Here is a 19111-nt window from a genome sequence, read left to right as displayed (position 1 = left end):
GCTAGCGCTCAATGACGCGCGCGGAAGTGGTAATCTCCACTCTGCACGTCGTTGTTCACGGCGGCGAGCAGCGACGCATCTAGCGACGGATCATCCATGGCTAGCAAACCGCACTTGGCTAGCGCCTCGCGTAGGTTGACCTGTTCATCCAGGCGTTGATACACCACTCGAACACAGCAGGGCATGCGTTCACTGTTGTCCGCCACGCCCATTTTCAGGCCGGTGAGACGCGTGACCTGGCTCTGAAAGCTGGGAAACAGAATGGTTTGGGTGATTTCGTGTCCGTTCAGGGTTTCGTGGTCGACCAAAAACAGCCGATCGGCCAGCTTGACCGCGGCGCCGACGTAGCGGTTATGACAGGGTCGCTTACCCGGTATTACTTGCATGCGCTCGGTACGCTGGTAGACCACGCCACCTTCTCGTTTTTCCAAACACACCAGTGTGCGCATTAAATAGCCGGGGCGCGACATCGAGTGATAAAGCTCGAAATAGCGCCCTAGGTAGCGCTCCATCCCTTCGCTACCCCGCTGGATGAGCGCATTGGGCCAGGGCAGTGAGGTGCTTGCGGTGTCGGCGTTGAGCTGCCCGGTTTGAACCAGTGCACGAAAATCGTGGTGGGGCAGGGCAATATCGTCTGGCGTTACGCCAAAAAAGTGGCAGATCCGCTGGAGCGCCGCATGGCTGGGATAGTAACGTCCGCTGAGATAGCGGTTGAACTGTGCCCGGTTGATGGGCAGGCGACGGCACACGTCGGCAATCGACGGGTAGTAGCTGCACAGCAGGCGCAAATTGGCCACAAATTCATCGTGCATGGGCGTGACTCGGAGCTCTTGGGCGGTGGCGGCTAATGTGCCGCCTTGCGCCCAAGAGTGCAACGGCTGATGCCCCAAGCCGTCTTAAAATGATCGGCGAGCGTGTTTAAAACCCTTCCAGCACCAACTTGCCCACGGTGCGGTTGCTCTCGATCAGTGCGTGAGCGCGCGTTAAATTGTCGGCAGTGATGGGGCCAAGTACCTCGCCAAGCGTCGTGGTCAAACGGCCGCTATCCACCATGGCGGCAACTTCGCTCAATAGGTCGTGCTGCTTGGCAATGTCCTCGGTAGTAAACAAAGGTCGAGTGAACATCAGCTCCCAGTGCAGCGACAGGCTCTTGAGCTTGAGTTTACGCACGTCGAACAGCTCCGGGTCATCGATCAGTGCCAATTTGCCCTGGGGCTTCAAGGCATTGATGATCGCCTCGAAGTGGTGATCGGTTTGATTGAGGCTGACCACCATATCCACCTGCTCATAGCCTGCGGCGTTGAGCGCTTCATCCAGCGGTTGGCGGTGGTCGATCACTGCATCGGCGCCGAGCGAGGTGATCCAGGCTTGGCTTTCCGGGCGTGAGGCCGTCCCAATCACGGTGATATCGGTGAGCTGCTTGGCCAGCTGAATCAGAATCGAGCCAACGCCACCGGCAGCACCTACCACTAATAATGTTTTGCCTTTGGTGTCGCGCAGGCCCAGTTCCAGGCGGTCAAACAGTAGCTCCCAGGCGGTAATGGCGGTGAGAGGGAGAGCCGCTGCCTGGACGTCAGACAGACTTTTCGGCGCCAGGCTGGCGATACGCTCATCGACCAGTTGGTACTCGGCATTGGAGCCTTGGCGAGCGATGCTGCCCGCGTACCACACCCGGTCACCCGGCTGAAAGCGAGTGACTGCACTGCCCACGGCATCGACCACGCCTACCGCGTCGTAACCCAGCACCCGCGGCTCGCCGCCGTCGGGCAGCGCGCTTTTGCGCACCTTGGCATCTACCGGGTTGACGGAAACTGCGCTTACCGCGACCCGAATATCGTGGGGCTCGGGGGTGGGCAGCGGCAGCTCGACGGCGTGCAGGGCGTCTGGGTGGTCGATCGGCAGGCTTTTGGTAAACGCGAATGCTTTCATGGTCGTTCTCCAAGAGATGATGAATGGTGACATCATGCCTGGGTGTCGTTTTATGAAAAAGAGGGCTAATGTGGCTAACAGTTTCCAATTTTATTTGAAAATAAGGGCCCTATCGCTCCATGCGTACCGATGACCTAAACGTGTTTGTCTATGCTGCCGAGCACGGCAGCCTTTCCGCCGCCGCGCGGGAGCTGGCGATTACCCCTGCAGTGGCTAGCGTGGCGATCAAACGGCTTGAAGACGCGTTGGGCACGCGGCTACTGGTACGCTCTACCCGCAGTTTGCGGCTAACACCCGCCGGGGCGCACTATTTAGTGCATGCGAAAACGGCGCTGGGTGCCCTTGCCGAAGGGGAAAAAGAGCTGCACCGCGAACGCCAAGAGATTGCGGGAGAACTCAGCCTCTCAATGCCGTCTGATCTAGGCCGCAACGTGCTGCTGGGCTGGCTGGACCGTTTTGTGGCGCTGCATCCGCAGCTGCGATTGCGGCTTCGAGTCAGCGACCGGGTGAGCGATCTATTTCGCCAGCCAGTGGAGATTGCCCTGCGCTACGGCGTGCCGGAGGATTCCAGCCTGGTCGCCCTGCCGCTAAAAGACGATAACCAACGGGTGGTGTGCGCCGCACCTCGCTATATCGCGCGCCACGGCGAGCCCGCCACGCCAGATGAGCTACGCCAGCACAACTGCCTCTGCTTCAATCTTGGTGAGCGGGTGCACAACCAGTGGCAGTTCGGCAGTGAGCGTATCAGCGTGCAGGGCAATCGGGTGAGCGACGATGCTGAGTGCGTGCGCCGCTGGGCGCTGGCGGGAGAGGGTATTGCCTATAAATCTCGCCTGGATATTCAGGCAGACCTAGAGGCAGGCCGCTTGGTGGCGCTGTTGGCTGCATTTCCTACCGAGCCCGCGCCGCTGTATCTGGTCTGCCCGCACCGGCTGTCGCTCACGCCCGCCGTAGTCGCGCTGAAAGACTTTCTGATCGAACGGTTACAAGAGGATGCCAAGTGAAGAGCATCATCTATCCTCGAGGAGCTCGCTATGTTTGCAGGGTTTGAAAAACAGATGCGCCGTGTGAACGGCGTCGATATTGCCTACCGCATGGGGGGCAGCGGCCCGGCGTTGCTGCTGCTTCACGGCCATCCGCAGACCCATGTGATTTGGCACAAGGTAGTGGATACGCTTGCCCAGCACTTCACGGTGATTGCCGCTGACCTGCGCGGCTACGGCGACAGCGGTAAGCCTGACGATGACCCCGAGCACCTCAATTACGCCAAGCGCACCATGGCCGCCGATATGGCTGAATTGATGAGCGCGCTTGGGTTTGAGCGGTTTAAAGTACTGGCCCACGACCGTGGCGCGCGGGTGGCGCATCGTTTAGGCGTTGATCACGCCGAGCGGGTCGAGCGGATGGTGCTGTTAGATATCGCCCCGACGCTGGCGATGTATCGCGGCACGAATGAAGCGTTCGCACGCAGCTACTGGCACTGGTTCTTTCTGATTCGCCCTCAGCCACTGCCAGAAATGCTGATTCAAGCCGACCCCGCTCAGTATCTACAAAGCGTGATGGGCGCCCGCAGCGCGGGCATGGCGCCCTTCGCCCCAGCAGCGCTGGCGGAGTACGAGCGCTGCCTGGCACTTCCCGGCACGGCCACCGGTATCTGCGGCGACTACCGCGCCAGCGCCACCATCGACTTGGAGCACGACCAGGCGGATATCGACGTGGGGGTGAAGCTCACCTGTCCGATCAACGTGATGTGGGGCGCCAAAGGTGCGATTGAAGCCTGCTTCGATGCCTTGGCTGAATGGCGCAAGGTAGCGACGCAGGTAGAGGGTAAGGCGCTGCCCTGCGGGCACTACATTGCCGAGGAGGCTCCTGACCTGCTGCTGGAAGAAGCGCTGTCGTTTCTACACCAGGATGAATGACACTAGGTGCTAGCAGTACCGATCATCGCGTCGGTTCTGCTAGCGCTACTCTTAACGTTCCATGCTGCTGACGATCAGTGCCGCATTGACGCCACCAAAACCAAACCCGTTGCACAATACATGCTGAGTGGCGTGCTGATGCGCCGACGTGACGAAGGTCAAATCCTGCATATCCTCGTCGCACGCCTCCAGGTTAATGGTGGGCGGGAGTTGCTGATGCCGGAGTGCCAGTACGGAAAAAATACTCTCTATGCCGCCGGCTGCGCCCAACAAGTGACCTGTGGCGGCTTTCGTGGCCGATATGGGAATAGCGGGCAAGCGCTCACCGAATACGTTGCGCAATGACGCTATTTCAGCCCGGTCGCCAACGGGTGTGGAGGTGGCGTGGGCATTGATATGGTCAATCGCATCAGGATCTAGTTTGGCCATCCCTAGCGCCGCTTGGATCGCGGCGGCTGCGCCAGATCCATCTTTTGGACCTGCCGTCAGATGGTAGGCGTCCGCGCTGGTACCGTAACCGCTAATCACTGCTAAAGGCGTGGCGCCCCGTGCCATCGCATGGTCAAGGGTTTCGATCACCATGACGCCAGCGCCTTCTCCCATGACGAAACCGTTACGGGCGTTATCAAACGGTCTGGAGGCACGCTCCGGTGCGTCTGCCTCTGTGGAAACGGCCTTTAAAGCGTTGAAGCTGGCGAGTGAAAGCGGGTCGATGCACGCTTCGGCCCCGCCGACGAGGGCGACATCGGCTTCGCCATTGCGGATGATGCGCATGCCGTCGCCAATCGCCTGTAGTCCTGCTGCGCAAGCCGTTACTGGGCACCCCAGCGGGCCTTGAAATCCATAGCGAATGGAGAGATTACCAGCGGCCAAATTGGCCAGAAATGCGGGCACCGTGAAGGGGGTGATTTTACGATAGCCGCGCTCGACAAGTGTCCTTTGTGCTTGTGTGATGGTAGGAAACCCGCCAATACCAGAGCCAATGATGGTAGCCGTTCGGCGTTTTTGCGACTGCTCGACGGGGAACCAATCGGCCTGCGACAGTGCCTCTTGGGCGGCTGCTAACGCGTACAGGCTGAACAGGTCCATTTTGCGCTGCTCTTTGGGGTCGGCGATGGCACTCAAGTCAACGCCGCCGCTGGGGTCCTGGTGAATGCTTGGTACCGTCCCAGCAATTTTAATCGGGATATTGCTGGTATCGAAGCGGTCAATGGTGCTGATGCCAGACTGGCCGTCAACCAGGCGCTGCCAGCTTTTATGGACGCTGTTGCCTAGCGGGCTGACCATGCCCATGCCGGTAATCACAATAGGTGACTGCATAAGTGACTCCTGAATCAGTAGTGTGGTCACCCTAGCAATGGGCAGTATATGATCAAGATAATATTTAGCTGACGCACGATGAGGTGAGTATGCCTTACCCCAAAAGCCATAAATCGAAAACCAAAGAGCGCATTTTGGCGTCGGCGACCGAGCTATTCAGCCGCAACGGGTTTCAGAAGGTATCGATTGGCCAGATCATGAAGCTGGCGAAGATGACTCACGGCGCCTTTTATGCCCATTTCGCGTCAAAAGAGGCCCTCTACCATGAATCCGTACGCCTGACCATCGATAACAGTCGGGCCGCTAGACTGGTAAAAGGCCCTCTTTCGTTAAAACACCTGACCGAATTGGTCGATAATTACTGCAATCTCCAAGAGCTGGAAGCGAAGCATAAGCCTGGGCCCGAGGCGGTGCTGTTCAATGAAATAGGCAGTGAAAAAGCCGAAATCCGCACCCTGTTCGAAGCGTCTTACATGAGTATGAAAAAGATGCTCGAAACGCGGTTGATGGCGCTTAGCAAGTTGAAACAACTTCCCTTTGCCGCTGATCGCAACGCGATTGCGGATAAGTCGCGGGTAATATTGGCATCTCTAGTGGGAGCCGTGGCGATTGCGAAAAGTCTACCTAGCGAGGCAGAGCGCAAGCAGGTGTTGATCGCCACACAGCGCCAGATTCTAATCATGCTAGGGATCAGTGACACCGAGGCCGAGCGTATGTTGCAAGCGCAGTAAGACGTTACTCTCTTTAACGGATCGCCAGGATGCTGCTATGGCCGACACTGCCATTGTCACATAACGGCAGCCGGTAATTTAGGCGGTGGCCCAAGACGAGGCGGGCAAAAAACTGGATAATGGCCGCCATTCGCCTGATGCGTTGGCGCTCAGGCACACTCATTACTCTGGACGCCCGCCCATGGAAATCAAAGTCAACTACCTCGACAACCTCCGCCTGGAGTCCAAGTTCGACGATTTTACGGTCATCTCCGACCAGCCGATTCGCTACAAAGGCGACGGCTCGGCCCCCGGCCCGTTCGACTACTTCCTGGCCTCGTCGGCCATGTGTGCCGCTTACTTCGTCAAGGTGTACTGCAACGCGCGCAATATCCCCACCGAGAACATTCGCCTCTCGCAGAACAATATCGTCGATCCGGAAAACCGCTATAAGCAGATCTTCAAAATCCAGGTCGAACTGCCGGAAGATATCTCGGAAAAGGATCGCGAAGGCATCCTCCGCTCCATTGACCGCTGCACGGTGAAGAAGGTCGTGCAGACCGGCCCGGAATTTCAGATCGAGGTGGTCGAAAACATCGACGAGGACGCTCAGGCGCTGCTGATGGGCGCGCCGGAAGGGAGCAGCACCTACATCGAAGGCAAAGACTTGCCGCTGGAGCAGACCATTGCCAACATGAGCGGTATTCTGGCCGACCTCGGTATGAAGATCGAGATCGCTTCCTGGCGCAATATCGTACCCCACGTGTGGTCGCTGCATATCCGCGACGCGGCATCGCCGATGTGCTTTACCAACGGTAAAGGCGCGACCAAAGAGAGCGCGCTCTGCTCGGCGCTGGGCGAGTTCATCGAGCGTTTGAGCTGCAACTTTTTCTACAACGATCAATTCTTCGGTGAAGAGATCGCGGGCAGCGCGTTCGTACACTATCCGAATGAGAAGTGGTTCAAGCCGGGGACGAATGACGAGCTGCCGAAAGGGATTCTCGACGAGCACTGCCTGGCGATTTACAACCCCGAAGGCGAGCTTGGCGGCTCGCACCTGATCGATACCAACTCGGGCCGCGAAGACCGGGGCATCGTCTCGCTGCCGTTCGTGCGCCAGAGCGATGGCGAAACGGTCTACTTTCCCTCCAACCTGATCGAGAACCTGTTCCTCAGTAACGGCATGAGTGCGGGCAACACCCTGGTGGAAGCTCAGGTGCAGTGTTTATCTGAAATTTTCGAGCGGGCGGTGAAGCGTGAGATCCTCGAGCAGGAGCTGACCCTGCCCGACGTACCCCAAGAAGTGCTGGCCAAGTACCCCAGTATCGTCGAGGGCATTAATGCCCTGGAAGCTCAGGGCTTCCCCGTGCTGGTGAAGGATGCCTCCATGGGTGGGCAGTTCCCGGTGATGTGCGTGACGCTGATGAACCCGCGCACCGGCGGGGTATTCGCTTCCTTCGGTGCCCATCCCAGTTTCGAAGTGGCGCTGGAGCGCAGCCTGACCGAGCTGCTCCAGGGCCGCAGCTTCGAAGGCTTGAACGACCTGCCGCTGCCGACTTTCAACTCGCAAACGGTGTCCGAGCCGAACAACTTCGTCGAGCACTTCATCGACTCGGTGGGCGTGGTCTCCTGGCGTTTCTTCAGTGCCAAGCCTGATTTCGAGTTCAGCGAGTGGGACTTCTCCGGCAGCAACGAAGAGGAAGCCGAGACCCTGTTCGGCATTTTCGAGGAGCTGGGGGCCGAAGTGTACATGGCGGTGCACGAAGACCTGGGCGCACCGGTATGCCGTATTCTGGTGCCGGGCTACTCCGAGGTGTACCCCATCGAAGACCTGATTTGGGACAACACCAACAAGGCGCTGGATTACCGCGAAGATATCCTCAACCTGCACCGCCTGGACGACGCACAGCTGACCGACCTGGTCGAGCGGCTGGAAGAGAGTCAGATGGACGACCACGCCGATATCATCACGCTGATCGGTATCGAGTTCGACGAGAACACCGTGTGGGGCCAGCTGACCATTCTGGAGCTCAAACTGCTGGTCTACCTGGCCCTGCAGCGCCATGAAGAGGCGCTGGACTGCGTGCAGATGTTCCTCCAGTACAACGACAACACCGTCGAGCGCGGCCTGTTCTATCAGGCGGTCAACGCGGTGCTGGAGATTGCCCTGGACGACGAGCTGGCGCTAGACGACTATCTACCCAACTTCAAACGCATGTTCGGCGAAGCCACCATGGAAGCCGTCGTCGGTTCGGTAGAAGGCACGGTACGCTTTCACGGCCTCACGCCCACCAATATGCAGTTAGAGGGCTTGGATCGCCACCAGCGCCTGATCGAGAGCTACAAGAAGCTTCACGCAGCCCGAGCGGCTAAAGCGGGTCTCTAACGGCGTTTATGGGTGAGTAATATCGGTGATTAACGACAGCGGTGCGTGGCCTCATTGGTCCGCACCGTTTTTTATGTGATGCACTGTGGTGCAGCAATTGGCGCAGTGAGTGCAACCAACTGCATCGCTGCGCCAAATTTCATCCCGCCCTTGGCTTGGTACAACACTCTCCGCGCATCCCAATAGCACAAAGACGCGGTCGTTAACGACGCAACTTACAACATAACGCTCAATAATAACGCGGAGAGTACTCCATGCTCGATATGCTCAATGACCTCCTCTGGGGGAAGGTATTACTTGTTTTACTGGTGGGAGTGGGAATCGGTTTTACCGTTGCCTCCCGCTTCGTACAGTTTCGCTATTTTGGTGAAATGTTCCGCATCCTGGGCACAGGACAAGCCTTCAAGCGTAACCAGCACGGCCACTTGAGCTCGTTCCAGGCGCTGGTGCTGTCGGTGGCGGGTCGTGTAGGTGGCGGCAACATTGCCGGTGTGGCCGTGGCGATTACGCTGGGCGGTCCTGGGGCCATTTTCTGGATGTGGCTCGTCGGCCTAATGGGCATGGCCACCAGCTTTCTGGAGTGTACGCTGGCGCAAACCTATAAAGAGGCCGAGGGCGACGGCACCTACCGTGGCGGCCCGGCGTACTACATCGTCAAAGGCCTGGGCAAGCAGTGGCGCTGGCTGGCGGCGTTCTACTCGGTGCTGCTGCTGATTACCTTCGGTTTTGCCTTTACAGCTCTACAGTCCTATGCGGTTGCCACGTCCTTTGGCGATGCCTTTGGCGTGCCGGTGCTGTACAGCGGTATCGCGCTGGCCATGCTGGTGGGGCTGATCATCTTTGGCGGTATCAAGCGGATTGCCCGAATTTCCGAATTTTTGGTGCCGTTCATGGCCGTGGGGTACATCGCCGTGGCGCTGCTGGTCATTGCGTTGAACATCACTGAGATTCCTGGCGTGATCGCGCTGATCGTGAAAAGCGCCTTTGGTTTGGAGCCGCTGGTGGGCGGCGGTATTGGCGCGGCCATCATGATGGGTTTGAAGCGCGGCCTGTTCTCCAACGAAGCGGGCTTGGGCAGTGCGCCCAACGTGGCCGCCGTTGCCTACGTGCCGCACCCGGCCAACCAAGGGATCGTTCAGGCGTTCTCGGTGTTTATCGACACGGTCATCATCTGTTCGGCCACGGCGTTTCTGATTCTGCTTAGTGGCGTGTATGACCCGGCTGCTGGTGCGGGGGTCGAAGGTATTGCGTTGACCCAAGCTGCTCTGGCAGACCATGTGGGTGAGTGGGGCCGCACCTTCGTGAGCCTAGCGCTGCTGCTGTTTGCCTTCAGCACCATTTTGTACAACTACTACCTGGGCGAAAACAGCCTGAACTTCTTCAGCCGTGATAACCAGAATCTGTTCAACGCCTTCCGCGTGGCCATCGTGCTGCTGGTGTGCTGGGGCGCGACGACCGACCTAGGCACCGTGTTCGGTTTTGCCGACGTCACCATGGGCCTCTTAGCGGTCGTGAACCTCGTGGCGCTCATTCTGCTGTTCAAATGCGCTCTGCGCATTATGAAGGATTTTGACAGCCAGCGCCGTCAGGGCATCGAACAGCCGATTTTCGACGCCAACCAGCACCCGGATCTCGACCTGGACCCCAAAGCGTGGGAGCTGGAGCCCCAAGAGGCCGAAGCGCTAAAACAGCGCCTGGAAAGTGCGCTAGCGAAGTAAGTTCGCTTCTTTTCAGCTCATAAGGAGAACCCATGCCCCGCGTCCTCATCCTCTATACGGGCGGCACCATCGGTATGCAACCCTCGCCCCAAGGGTATGTGCCCAGCGCGGGGCTGGCCGAGCGCTTGGCGGCGCACTTGGCCGTAGGTGATCCTTATCGGCTGCCTGTCTTCGAGGTGGTTGAAATACAGCCACTTATCGACAGCGCTGAGCTGATGCCCGAGGCGTGGAATCGTCTCGTGGCAGCGCTAGAGAGTCACTGGCAGGCTTACGATGCCTTCGTGATTTTGCATGGCACCGATACCATGGCCTACAGCACTGCGGCGCTGTCGTTCATGCTCGGTGCGATTAACAAGCCGGTGCTCTTCACCGGCTCCCAAATTCCGCTGGGTGAGCCAAGAAGTGACGCGCTGAACAACGTGGTCAGCGCATTACAGCTAGCGGCTCATCCGGCGACGCCCTGCGAAGTGAGCCTGCTCTTCCATGACCGGCTACTACGCGGCAATCGCGCCCGTAAGGTGCGCACGCAAGGTCTGGATGCCTTCGATTCTCCCAATTTCCCCTGGCTGGCCGAGATCGGCATTGACATCACCTTTCCCCAGCCCTCGGCGCTGCTCAGTGGGGAGCCTAACTTTGCTCCCCTTCAGCTAGACGATGAAGCGGTGGCGGTACTGCCGCTGCATCCAGGAATGTCGCTACGGCGCGCTAAAGAACTGCTGGAAGATACCACGCTCAAAGGAGTGGTGATCTCAAGCTACGGTGTGGGCAATCCGCCAAGCTTTGAGGGTGAACTGCTAAACGCCATGAAAGCCGCTAACGAACGGGGTGTGGCGCTGCTCAACGTGACTCAGTGTGCCCAAGGGAACGTCGTGCAAGGCGCCTACGCCACGGGGGCGGCGCTCAATCGAGCGGGCGTGATCGCCGGTGGGGATATCACGCTGGAAGCTGCGGTCGCTAAGCTCACCGTACTGCTAGGCCGTGGGCTTTCGGGGCCCGCACTGCGTATGGCGCTGAGTGCGTCCATTCGCGGCGAAGCAACGGCCCGTTAAGGGGACGTTACGCTTAAGGCGGTTACGGTCAGTAAGATCATCCCCATCCCGACCATTTGAATGAACGCCAGACTTTCCCCCAACACCGCCACACCAAACAGCGTGGCGGTGACCGGCTCGACCATAGCGACCATAGATGCCAAGGCCGGTGCGGCATGTTTGATGCCCATTACGTAGAGCAGAAACGACAACCCCGCCCCTAAAATACCCAGCGCCACAAACAGCGGAAGCTGTGGCGCGCTGACCACGCTGAGTGTCTGAGAGAGGTCGGCGGGCACGAGCAGAACGATGACCAGCACCGTAAAGGCAATCGCAAGCACGGCGGAAGGACTGCCATGGGGGGCGGCGTACTTGAAGCCAAAAATGAACAGCGCATAGGAAAGCCCCGCCAGCAGCCCCGTGGCGACGCCCATCAGCGACAGATCGCCTGCGCCAATGGCGTACAGCTTGGTTAGTAGCACCACGCCGACCATGACCAGCGCGATGGCCAGCCACTTAACGGCCGTCGGACGCTCAAGCTTCAGCACAAACGAGGCCAGATAGACAAACACCGGGGCGCAGTACATTAATGTCGCCGCCACCGCCACGTTGCCGTACTCAATACTCAGAAAATAAAACGTGAAGTTGCCCGCAACCCCTAAGCCTGCCACCACTGACCAGAACCACAGCGAATGGCTGGCCAATCCACGGCCGCCCCGCTGCACCAACAGCCACAGCAGTGCGAAGATAAGCCCAACGAAACCACGATAAAATGAGACGACGGCGGCATCCCAGCCGCTGTCTAATAAGATGCCCGCGATGCCTCCGGAAATCCCCCAGAAGAGTGCCGCGAGCGCAATCCATAGCGTGCTGGCGCCTGGCATGTGTCACCTTTCGTCCGTGAATGGTATGACGTGGCTTTGAAAGGTAGATGCCGAACATTCAGAACGAAAGCGCTTGGCTCGCTACTTAACTTAACCAAAGAACCAATAGCATACGAAAACGGCGGTGGTGATGCCTGCCGCGTCGGCTATCAACGCGCAGCCAAGACCATGACGAATGCGTGTAATGCCCACCGCGCCGAAGTAAACCGCCAGCACGTAAAACGTGGTTTCGGTGCTGCCTTGGAAGGTCGCGGCCAGTAGCCCAGGAAAGCTATCGACCCCAAAGGTGTTCATGGTTTCGATCATCATGGCACGGGAGCCACTGCCAGAAAGCGGTTTCACAAAGGCGGTGGGCAGCGCATCCACGAAGCGGGTATCCCAGCCAATGCCCTCCACCAGCCAGCGGATACCGCCAAGCCCGGCATCCAGCACGCCGCTGGCGCGCAGCACACCCACCGCGACCAGCATGGCAATCAGGTAGGGCAGTAGGGTGATGGTAAAGCTCAGGCCCTCTTTAGCCCCTTCGATAAAAGCGTCGTACACCTTGACGCCGCGTAGCGCCCCAACCATCAAGAACAGTATCACGATGCTAAATAGTGTTAGGTTGCCGACCAGAGTAGACGCTGCCGCCAGTGCCTGGGCGGACATCCCGGCGAGTGTGGTCATCAGCAGGCCCAGCGCGAGTGCTGCGGCTAACAGGTAGGCCAACACCACCGGTTGCCATAGTTTCAGGCGCTGCATGATCGCCACGGCTATCAGCCCTGCCAGACTGGAGGCGCTTGTCGCCAACAGGATCGGTAAAAAGACCAGCGTTGGCTCGTCCGCCCCTTGCTGGGCACGGTACATGAAGATCGTGACGGGCAGCAGGGTCAGCGACGAGGTGTTCAGCACCAGAAACAGAATTTGCGCATTGCTGGCGGTATCGCGGCTGGGGTTCAGGGTTTGCAGCGAGTGCATCGCCTTGATGCCAATCGGCGTCGCAGCGTTGTCCAGCCCCAGAATGTTGGCGGCAAAGTTCATGCTGATCAGGCCCATGGCTGGGTGGCCGCGGGGCACCTCGGGCATCAATCGGCAGAACAGCGGGTCGAGCACTCGCCCCAGCAGGCGTATCAAGCCCGCCTTTTCGGCAATGGCCAGAAACCCCAGCCACAGCGTCATGGTGCCCAGCAGCACCAGAATGATATCGACGCTGACCTTCGCCATATCGAACAGCGACTGCACTAGGCGGGCAAACACCTCGCTGTCGCCACCCACCAGCCACTGCCAAAGCGATGCCGCAAAGGCGGCAATGAAAAAACTTAACCAAATTCCGTTGAGCATGGCGGGTGGGCGTCCTTGGTGATGAATAAAGCAGAGCACTTGCTGCGTATCCTACCCAAGGAGCGCCCGTACGCGCTAACCCGACAGCGAAAGAAAAAACAGTATCAGCGGAGGCGACAGCAGCGACAGGATAAAACCGCTAACCACCGCGATCGGCACACAGGCCACGCCGCCGTGCTGCTGTATGACGGGCAGGGTGAAGTCCATGGAGGTGGCCCCGCCGTAGCCAATTGCTAGCGCGGTGTGGCGGTGAATGACCAAGGGAATCAAAATGAACGCCAGCAGCTCGCGGGTGAGGTCGTTGAAGAACGCCACGCCGCCCATCAAAGGGCCGAGCTGGTCGCCAATCAGGATGGCCGACAGCGAGTACCATCCAAACCCAGAAGCCAGGGCCAATCCTTCGTTCCAGCTCAGCGAGAGCAGCGGCGCGGCGGCCAGTCCCGCCAGCAGCGAGCTCAGCGCCAGCGTGATGGCAATGGCAAGCCCCAAGCGGTTTAGCAAAATCTGCTTCAATGGCATGCCGGAGTTGCGTAACTGGCAGCCAATCAACGCCAACAGCAGGTAGAGCACCCACTCCGCCAGCCGGTCAGCCGTGGTGAATAGCGCCTCGCCAACCCTTGGCCCCAGCAGCAGACCTGCAGTGACACCCGCGGCGACCACTCCCACTAACATTAACGAGCCCTGCATCGCGGCGAGTTTACTGGTGGGGGCATCTTTCACCACTGGCGAGCCGCCCGCGCTGAGTCGTACCCGCCGTGACAGCCACCATAGCGCCGCTAGGTTAAATAGGGTGGTCATGCTAAACAGCAGCAGGGCATTGCCCCCCAAACGAGAGAGCTGGCTGCCTAGGTTGTCGAGACCGGCAAGGCTGATGCCCATCAACAGCAGGATCACATATACCGAGCCGCTAACGGCTCGGTTGATCAGGTTGAGTAACGTTGATGAGCCAACGCGTACCAAGTAGCCCAAAAACAGCGGCAGTAAAACGATCAATAGGCCAGACAGCATTTAGGGCGCGTTATCCTCGGCAGGGGTGAACTGGGTCATGGTGAGCGTCGTTTGTCGGCGCCCCTCTTTTTCATAGGTGGCTGAGAGGATGAGCCCCGGCCAGTCAGGATGGAAGTTGATCAGCAAATGCCGATCGGGCTTTTCAGCATCGATCAGCGTGACTTGCTTGGCGTCGAACTCACCGGCAGGCACACGGGCTGTAGTGGGCTCGTTCACGAAGTACTGGAAGTGTTCGTCGCGCCCACGGTGATCCACGAAGTCGATATCGCAGGGGTTGCTCTCGGTGCAGCCTTCTGTGCCAGCCCGGCGGGAGAGGTCGAACAGGGCGGCTTGACGATCGATGGAGGGAATGTCGTCTTGGTTGAGCTGATAGCTGTCGCCGACGCCGAAGAGAGAGTAGCTGCTGTTATAAAGCAAAGAGTGTGTGTCGCCATCATCGATGTAGAAACGACTGCGCTCGTTACCTCGGGCGACGGCAATGGAGAAACTCATGTCGCTCAGCCAATGCGAGCCTTCATGCGTGAGCGTATGGGTAATGTTGGCGCTCGGCCAGCCGCGAATGTCAAGCCGGTACTGCGCCTCGAATGGCTGAGGAGAGGCCAAGGAAGCGCTGTCATCGGCAAGCGCGGCGGCGCTGGTCGTCATCAGCGCGGCAGTCAGTGTAGCGCCCATTAGGCCGTGCCGTGTGTTACGAGCGAATGTGTGTTGCAAAGGCTCTTCCTCCCTACAGTGTGTCGTCCTAAGAGCCTTTAGCAAGCGCTTGGTTCCTTGGGTGAGTATAGCGAGCGGGCTACTTGCCGTCAGTAGCCCAGCTTGGGATCGACGGTGGCGACCGGCTCTCCTGCATCGAAGGCATGCAGGTAGGAGATGACCTGGTCGATGGCATCGTTCAGCGGTGTGGGGGCCGCCATGTGAGGCGTGACGATGACCTTGGGATGCCGCCATAGCGGATGGTCAGCGGGCAAGGGTTCTTTATCGAACACATCCAGTAGCGCGCCGCGCAGATGGCCTGAACGCTCGTCCTGACCCAACGCATCAAGCAGCGCCTGTTCGTCGATCAGGCTACCGCGACCTGGATTGATGACACTGGCCCCTTTAGGCAGTTGGGCCAGCCGCTCGCCGTCGAGAATGTGCCGGGTTGCCGCGGTGTCAGGCAAGATCGTCACCACGCTTTGTACTTGGCTCAACAGCTCGTTCAGACCTTCATCGCCATGTAAGCAGCGCACACCGTTGATGTGCTTGGGCGTTCGGCTCCAGCCCAAAACGGGGAAGCCTGCTTGCTGGAGTGCACTGGCGACGTAGCTACCGATGGCGCCCAGCCCTAATACGCCGACTGGCCAGTTTGTTTTATCCGGCACTGTCTGGGGCTGCCAACGAGCGCTGGATTGTTGCGCAGCGTAACGATCCATACTGCGATAAAAATACAGCACGCCGTAGAGCACATAGTCGGCCATCAGCTCGCTCATCCCGGCATCACGCAATTTGACGATGGGCACGTCTTTGGGTAGTTCAGGCGTCTTGAGCAAATGATCGACGCCGGCTCCCAGGTTGATAATCCCCTTCAGCTGGGTTTGTTCCTCGAAGAGATGCGCGGGCGCTTTCCACACCGCGAGGTAATCGGCATTGGCGCGCTCACTGGGGGGAGCGTCGCTCGTCACGACGTCCGCGTGGGGTAGCGCTTGGGCAATGGCGTTCTGCCACTGGGCCGCGTCGTCGATATGCACGACAATTTTCATATGATCTCCTCGTTATCTAGCCAATGCCGTCATTCACTATCATGGGTGAGAGTCTTACGAGTTCGCAACCCGTAGAGCGCCTTGTGCCAAGGAGTAAGAGCGCTGTTAACACCTCGATGTATACAACGTTAACGGCATATGAAATTTTTGTCATAAAGGTTTTGACCGGCAACCAAGGGTGGGTGCTAGTATCGGCTTAAGACGACATTGGCGGGCCAACAGCGGCGGTGGCCAGGTCGATCCTGTGGCCCAGTGCGGCATGTCCTTGCGGCTCGCGCTGGTTCTTAGTGATCTTTGATGGCGAGTTGCCCGATGACTGAGGTTTCCCTGCCTTTCACTCGTGAAGAGTATGCAAACCGCCTTTGGAAGGTGCGTACCGAAATGGCCGTTCGCGGCATCGATGTACTGATCGTCAGCGATCCCTCCAACATGGCGTGGCTAACCGGCTACGATGGCTGGTCGTTTTATGTTCACCAGTGTGTATTGGTAGGGCTGGAAGGCGAGCCGGTGTGGTTTGGGCGACGTATGGATGCCAACGGCGCGCTGCGCACCTGTTGGATTCATCCAGACAACATTACCTACTACCCGGATTATTACGTCCAGAACCCCGACATGCACCCGATGGAGTATTTGGCGCAGTCGATCATGCCCGACCGCGGTTGGCACACCGGCGTGGTGGGTATGGAGATGGATAACTACTACTTCTCTGCTAAAGCCTACCAAAGCCTGCTCAAGGAGCTGCCCCACGCACGCTTCATGGATGCTAATGCACTGGTCAACTGGTGCCGGGCGATCAAGTCACCGCAAGAAGTCGCCTATATGCGCGTGGCGGCCAAAATCGTCGAAGGTATGCACTCACGCATTCTAGAGGTGATCGAGCCAGGACTGCCAAAGAGCAAGCTGGTGTCTGAAATCTATCGCGTCGGTATCGAAGGCTTCGTGGACGAGAACGGCAAGGTGTTTGGTGGTGACTATCCAGCCATCGTGCCGATGCTGCCCACCGGTAAAGACGCCGCCGCCCCACACTTGACCTGGGACGACACGCCCTTTCGCAGCGGCGAGGGCACCTTCTTCGAAATTGCCGGGGTGTTCAAACGCTACCATGCCCCCATGTCTCGGACCGTGTTTCTCGGCACGCCGCCCACCGACTTCATCCGCGCCGAGTCGGCCTTGCTGGAAGGCATCGAGCACGGCTTGGCGGTGGCCAAACCCGGTAACCGCACGGCCGATATCGCCATGGCGCTGGGCGCGGCGATGGACAAGTACGGCTTTGACCGCGGCGGCGCACGCTGTGGCTACCCCATCGGTATCTCCTACCCCCCCGACTGGGGCGAGCGCACCATGAGCCTGCGCCCGTCGGACGAAACGATTCTGCAGCCCGGTATGACGTTCCACTTCATGCCAGGCCTGTGGGTCGATGACTGGGGGCTGGAAATTACCGAAAGCATACTGATTACAGAAGACGGCTGCGAAACGCTGGCAAACTTCCCCCGCCAGCTGTTCGTCAAGTAGCTGCGTGACAACACAAGGGACACACAATGACGCTTCAACCGAACTCACTGCGCCCAAGCCCTATTGCTGCCACCGTTGATTTCGACGCCGACGGCGTTCAGCACGGCTTTTTAAAACTGCCGATCTCCACCGATGAGTCGGCCTGGGGCGCGGTGATGATTCCCGTCACGGTGGTGAAAAACGGCGAAGGCCCTACGGCGCTGTTGACGGGGGGCAACCACGGCGATGAGTACGAGGGAATTACCTCCCTACTCAAGCTCTCTTCGACGCTCAAAGCAGAGGACGTGACCGGCCGCGTCATCATCGTGCCCTGCATGAACACCCCGGCGGTCATGGCAGGCAAGCGTACCTCGCCGATGGACAAGGGCAACCTGAACCGCAGCTTTCCCGGTGACCCCAACGGCACGGTGACTCCGCAAATCGCCGACTATTTCACCCGCGTACTGGTGCCCATGAGCGATGTGGTGCTCGATCTGCACTCCGGCGGCCGCACGCTGGATATCCTGCCGTTTGGTGCCTCTCATGTGTTGGATGACAAACAGCAGCAGCAGGCCGCCTTGGAAGGTGCCAAGGCCTTTGGTGCGCCTTACGCCATGGTGATGTTCGAGCTGGATGCCGAAAAGCTGTTCGACACTGCCTGCGAGCGCCAGGGCAAAGTGTTTGTAGCCACTGAGCTGGGCGGCGGCGGCACCTCTACACCGCAAAGCATCGCCATTGCCGAGCGTGGCGTACGCAACTTCTTGATTCATTACGGCCTAGTAGCGGGTGATGTTGAGATGCCCGAAGGTGGGCAGATGTACCTCGATATGCCCGATGCCAGCTGCTACGTGCAGAGCCAACACTCCGGCATGTTGGAATTGTTAGTGGCCCTGGGGGATGAAGTGAAGAAGGGTCAAACCATCGCCTATGTCTACGACATGACCCGCAGCGGCACGGCTCCGGTGGCCTACCAAGCTGAGCGTGACGGCATTCTCATGGCTCGCCGTGCGCCGTCACTGATCAATATGGGGGATACCCTGGCGGTGATCGCCGATGTTGTCGAACGCCTGGAGGCGTAGCCCCCGGCATGATGAAACTGGACCGTTTTGATCTCAAAATCCTTGATATCCTCTCTCGGGATGGGCGAATCACCAAATCCAAACTGGCCGAGGCGATTAACCTGTCCGTTAGCCCCTGCTGGGAACGGGTGAAGCGCCTTGAAAAGGCTGGAGTGATCGAGGGCTACACCGCGCGCATCAATGCCGACGTACTGGTGCCGCGCAACCCCGTGTGGGTGCAGATCGAACTCAAACAGCACAACGCCGATAGCTTTGCCCGCTTCGAAGCCCTGGTGATGCAAACCCCCGAAGTGACCGAGTGCGTGGCCGTCGGCGGCGGGGTGGATTATCTGGTCAAGTTCGAGGCCCGCAGCATCGACAGCTATCAGCGCCTAATGGATAAGTGGCTGGTCTCCGAGGCGGGCATCGAGCGTTACTTCACCTATATCGTGACGAAAACGGTCAAGTATCAGCCCATCGGCATCGATACCAGCGCCGCACTGTAGCTACGTTTATTGGCTGCCAAAAAAAACCGATTTAAATCGTCCTGCCACAAAAAAAGTGCCGGAAATCTCCGGCGCTTTCGAAAACACTTCGTGATGGT

17 protein-coding genes are annotated in these 19111 nt (G+C 58.8%); 9 read left to right on the top strand and 8 right to left on the bottom strand.

Annotation, left to right across the window (positions count from 1 at the left end):
- Window positions 1–8: 8 nt before the first annotated feature.
- Both FRH_RS01825 and FRH_RS01820 read right to left on the bottom strand, forming a co-directional pair.
- Window positions 9–812 carry a helix-turn-helix transcriptional regulator gene (locus tag FRH_RS01825; protein WP_281997669.1) on the bottom strand — a complete coding sequence of 268 codons (804 nt, stop codon included), beginning with the start codon at window positions 810–812 and terminating at the stop codon, window positions 9–11.
- Between the two features lie 106 nt (window positions 813–918).
- Window positions 919–1929 (bottom strand): zinc-binding alcohol dehydrogenase family protein, encoded by a 1011-nt coding sequence (locus FRH_RS01820; RefSeq protein WP_281997668.1) that lies wholly within the window; start codon window positions 1927–1929, stop codon window positions 919–921.
- A gap of 119 nt (window positions 1930–2048) precedes the next feature.
- Between FRH_RS01820 and FRH_RS01815 the strand changes: the two genes are divergently transcribed.
- Complete coding sequence (locus FRH_RS01815; protein ID WP_281997667.1) at window positions 2049–2933, top strand: LysR family transcriptional regulator; 885 nt, start codon at window positions 2049–2051, stop codon at window positions 2931–2933.
- A 30-nt stretch (window positions 2934–2963) separates the two neighbouring features.
- Complete coding sequence (locus FRH_RS01810; RefSeq protein ID WP_281997666.1) at window positions 2964–3848, top strand: alpha/beta hydrolase; 885 nt, start codon at window positions 2964–2966, stop codon at window positions 3846–3848.
- A 51-nt stretch (window positions 3849–3899) separates the two neighbouring features.
- On the opposite strand, the gene fabF is transcribed toward FRH_RS01810, so the two are convergent.
- On the bottom strand, window positions 3900–5168 hold the full coding sequence (fabF, locus tag FRH_RS01805; protein WP_281997665.1) for a beta-ketoacyl-ACP synthase II: 1269 nt from the start codon (window positions 5166–5168) through the stop codon (window positions 3900–3902).
- Window positions 5169–5257: 89 nt separating this feature from the next.
- Here fabF and FRH_RS01800 point away from each other — a divergent pair, with 89 nt between their 5' ends.
- The 4 genes from FRH_RS01800 to FRH_RS01785 all read left to right on the top strand — a co-directional run bounded on the left by FRH_RS01800 (window position 5258) and on the right by FRH_RS01785 (window position 11031).
- Window positions 5258–5899: a TetR/AcrR family transcriptional regulator gene (locus FRH_RS01800; RefSeq protein WP_281997664.1), complete on the top strand. Its 642-nt coding sequence runs from the start codon at window positions 5258–5260 to the stop codon at window positions 5897–5899.
- 181 nt (window positions 5900–6080) lie between these two features.
- Window positions 6081–8264 (top strand): OsmC domain/YcaO domain-containing protein, encoded by a 2184-nt coding sequence (locus tag FRH_RS01795; RefSeq protein WP_281997663.1) that lies wholly within the window; start codon window positions 6081–6083, stop codon window positions 8262–8264.
- Between the two features lie 254 nt (window positions 8265–8518).
- Complete coding sequence (locus tag FRH_RS01790) at window positions 8519–9982, top strand: alanine/glycine:cation symporter family protein (protein WP_281997662.1); 1464 nt, start codon at window positions 8519–8521, stop codon at window positions 9980–9982.
- Window positions 9983–10014: 32 nt separating this feature from the next.
- On the top strand, window positions 10015–11031 hold the full coding sequence (locus FRH_RS01785) for an asparaginase (RefSeq protein WP_281997661.1): 1017 nt from the start codon (window positions 10015–10017) through the stop codon (window positions 11029–11031).
- Here FRH_RS01785 and FRH_RS01780 read toward each other — a convergent pair.
- From FRH_RS01780 to FRH_RS01760, 5 genes are all read right to left on the bottom strand, one after another.
- On the bottom strand, window positions 11028–11894 hold the full coding sequence (locus FRH_RS01780; RefSeq protein ID WP_281997660.1) for a DMT family transporter: 867 nt from the start codon (window positions 11892–11894) through the stop codon (window positions 11028–11030). The genes FRH_RS01785 and FRH_RS01780 overlap by 4 nt on opposite strands.
- A 90-nt stretch (window positions 11895–11984) precedes the next feature.
- Window positions 11985–13214, bottom strand: a complete 1230-nt coding sequence (locus FRH_RS01775) for a spore maturation protein (protein WP_239295977.1) — start codon at window positions 13212–13214, stop codon at window positions 11985–11987.
- A 75-nt stretch (window positions 13215–13289) separates the two neighbouring features.
- Entirely contained in the window at window positions 13290–14222 is a 933-nt protein-coding gene (locus tag FRH_RS01770; RefSeq protein WP_281997659.1) for a lysine exporter LysO family protein, read from the bottom strand.
- Window positions 14223–14867, bottom strand: a complete 645-nt coding sequence (locus tag FRH_RS01765; RefSeq protein WP_139526889.1) for a hypothetical protein — start codon at window positions 14865–14867, stop codon at window positions 14223–14225.
- Between the two features lie 155 nt (window positions 14868–15022).
- Window positions 15023–15958, bottom strand: coding sequence for a glyoxylate/hydroxypyruvate reductase A (locus tag FRH_RS01760; RefSeq protein WP_281997658.1), 936 nt, complete (start codon window positions 15956–15958; stop codon window positions 15023–15025).
- Between the two features lie 312 nt (window positions 15959–16270).
- Here FRH_RS01760 and doeA point away from each other — a divergent pair, with 312 nt between their 5' ends.
- From doeA to FRH_RS01745, 3 genes are read left to right on the top strand one after another with little or no spacing between them, the layout of a single operon-like run.
- On the top strand, window positions 16271–17470 hold the full coding sequence (gene doeA / locus FRH_RS01755) for an ectoine hydrolase DoeA (RefSeq protein ID WP_139526462.1): 1200 nt from the start codon (window positions 16271–16273) through the stop codon (window positions 17468–17470).
- Between the two features lie 26 nt (window positions 17471–17496).
- On the top strand, window positions 17497–18528 hold the full coding sequence (gene doeB, locus FRH_RS01750) for a N(2)-acetyl-L-2,4-diaminobutanoate deacetylase DoeB (protein WP_281997657.1): 1032 nt from the start codon (window positions 17497–17499) through the stop codon (window positions 18526–18528).
- Between the two features lie 8 nt (window positions 18529–18536).
- A complete protein-coding gene (locus FRH_RS01745; RefSeq protein ID WP_281997656.1) occupies window positions 18537–19013 on the top strand; it encodes an Lrp/AsnC family transcriptional regulator in 477 nt (158 codons plus the stop codon).
- Window positions 19014–19111 lie beyond the last annotated feature (98 nt).

This window comes from Halomonas sp. A020 (assembly GCF_027943625.1).
Taxonomy (GTDB): domain Bacteria; phylum Pseudomonadota; class Gammaproteobacteria; order Pseudomonadales; family Halomonadaceae; genus Vreelandella; species Vreelandella piezotolerans.
Note: the sequence above shows the minus strand (reverse complement) of the source record. Positions and strands in the feature narration are given on the sequence as shown.

What these genes read in the sequence shown, in the direction of transcription:
- FRH_RS01825 (WP_281997669.1), bottom strand. Translation starts at nt 812, where the DNA reads ATGCACGATGAATTTGTGGCCAATTTGCGCCTGCTGTGCAGCTACTAC.
- FRH_RS01820 (WP_281997668.1), bottom strand. Translation starts at nt 1,929, where the DNA reads ATGAAAGCATTCGCGTTTACCAAAAGCCTGCCGATCGACCACCCAGAC.
- FRH_RS01815 (WP_281997667.1), top strand. Translation starts at nt 2,049, where the DNA reads ATGCGTACCGATGACCTAAACGTGTTTGTCTATGCTGCCGAGCACGGC.
- FRH_RS01810 (WP_281997666.1), top strand. Translation starts at nt 2,964, where the DNA reads ATGTTTGCAGGGTTTGAAAAACAGATGCGCCGTGTGAACGGCGTCGAT.
- fabF (WP_281997665.1), bottom strand. Translation starts at nt 5,168, where the DNA reads ATGCAGTCACCTATTGTGATTACCGGCATGGGCATGGTCAGCCCGCTA.
- FRH_RS01800 (WP_281997664.1), top strand. Translation starts at nt 5,258, where the DNA reads ATGCCTTACCCCAAAAGCCATAAATCGAAAACCAAAGAGCGCATTTTG.
- FRH_RS01795 (WP_281997663.1), top strand. Translation starts at nt 6,081, where the DNA reads ATGGAAATCAAAGTCAACTACCTCGACAACCTCCGCCTGGAGTCCAAG.
- FRH_RS01790 (WP_281997662.1), top strand. Translation starts at nt 8,519, where the DNA reads ATGCTCGATATGCTCAATGACCTCCTCTGGGGGAAGGTATTACTTGTT.
- FRH_RS01785 (WP_281997661.1), top strand. Translation starts at nt 10,015, where the DNA reads ATGCCCCGCGTCCTCATCCTCTATACGGGCGGCACCATCGGTATGCAA.
- FRH_RS01780 (WP_281997660.1), bottom strand. Translation starts at nt 11,894, where the DNA reads ATGCCAGGCGCCAGCACGCTATGGATTGCGCTCGCGGCACTCTTCTGG.
- FRH_RS01775 (WP_239295977.1), bottom strand. Translation starts at nt 13,214, where the DNA reads ATGCTCAACGGAATTTGGTTAAGTTTTTTCATTGCCGCCTTTGCGGCA.
- FRH_RS01770 (WP_281997659.1), bottom strand. Translation starts at nt 14,222, where the DNA reads ATGCTGTCTGGCCTATTGATCGTTTTACTGCCGCTGTTTTTGGGCTAC.
- FRH_RS01765 (WP_139526889.1), bottom strand. Translation starts at nt 14,867, where the DNA reads ATGACGACCAGCGCCGCCGCGCTTGCCGATGACAGCGCTTCCTTGGCC.
- FRH_RS01760 (WP_281997658.1), bottom strand. Translation starts at nt 15,958, where the DNA reads ATGAAAATTGTCGTGCATATCGACGACGCGGCCCAGTGGCAGAACGCC.
- doeA (WP_139526462.1), top strand. Translation starts at nt 16,271, where the DNA reads ATGACTGAGGTTTCCCTGCCTTTCACTCGTGAAGAGTATGCAAACCGC.
- doeB (WP_281997657.1), top strand. Translation starts at nt 17,497, where the DNA reads ATGACGCTTCAACCGAACTCACTGCGCCCAAGCCCTATTGCTGCCACC.
- FRH_RS01745 (WP_281997656.1), top strand. Translation starts at nt 18,537, where the DNA reads ATGATGAAACTGGACCGTTTTGATCTCAAAATCCTTGATATCCTCTCT.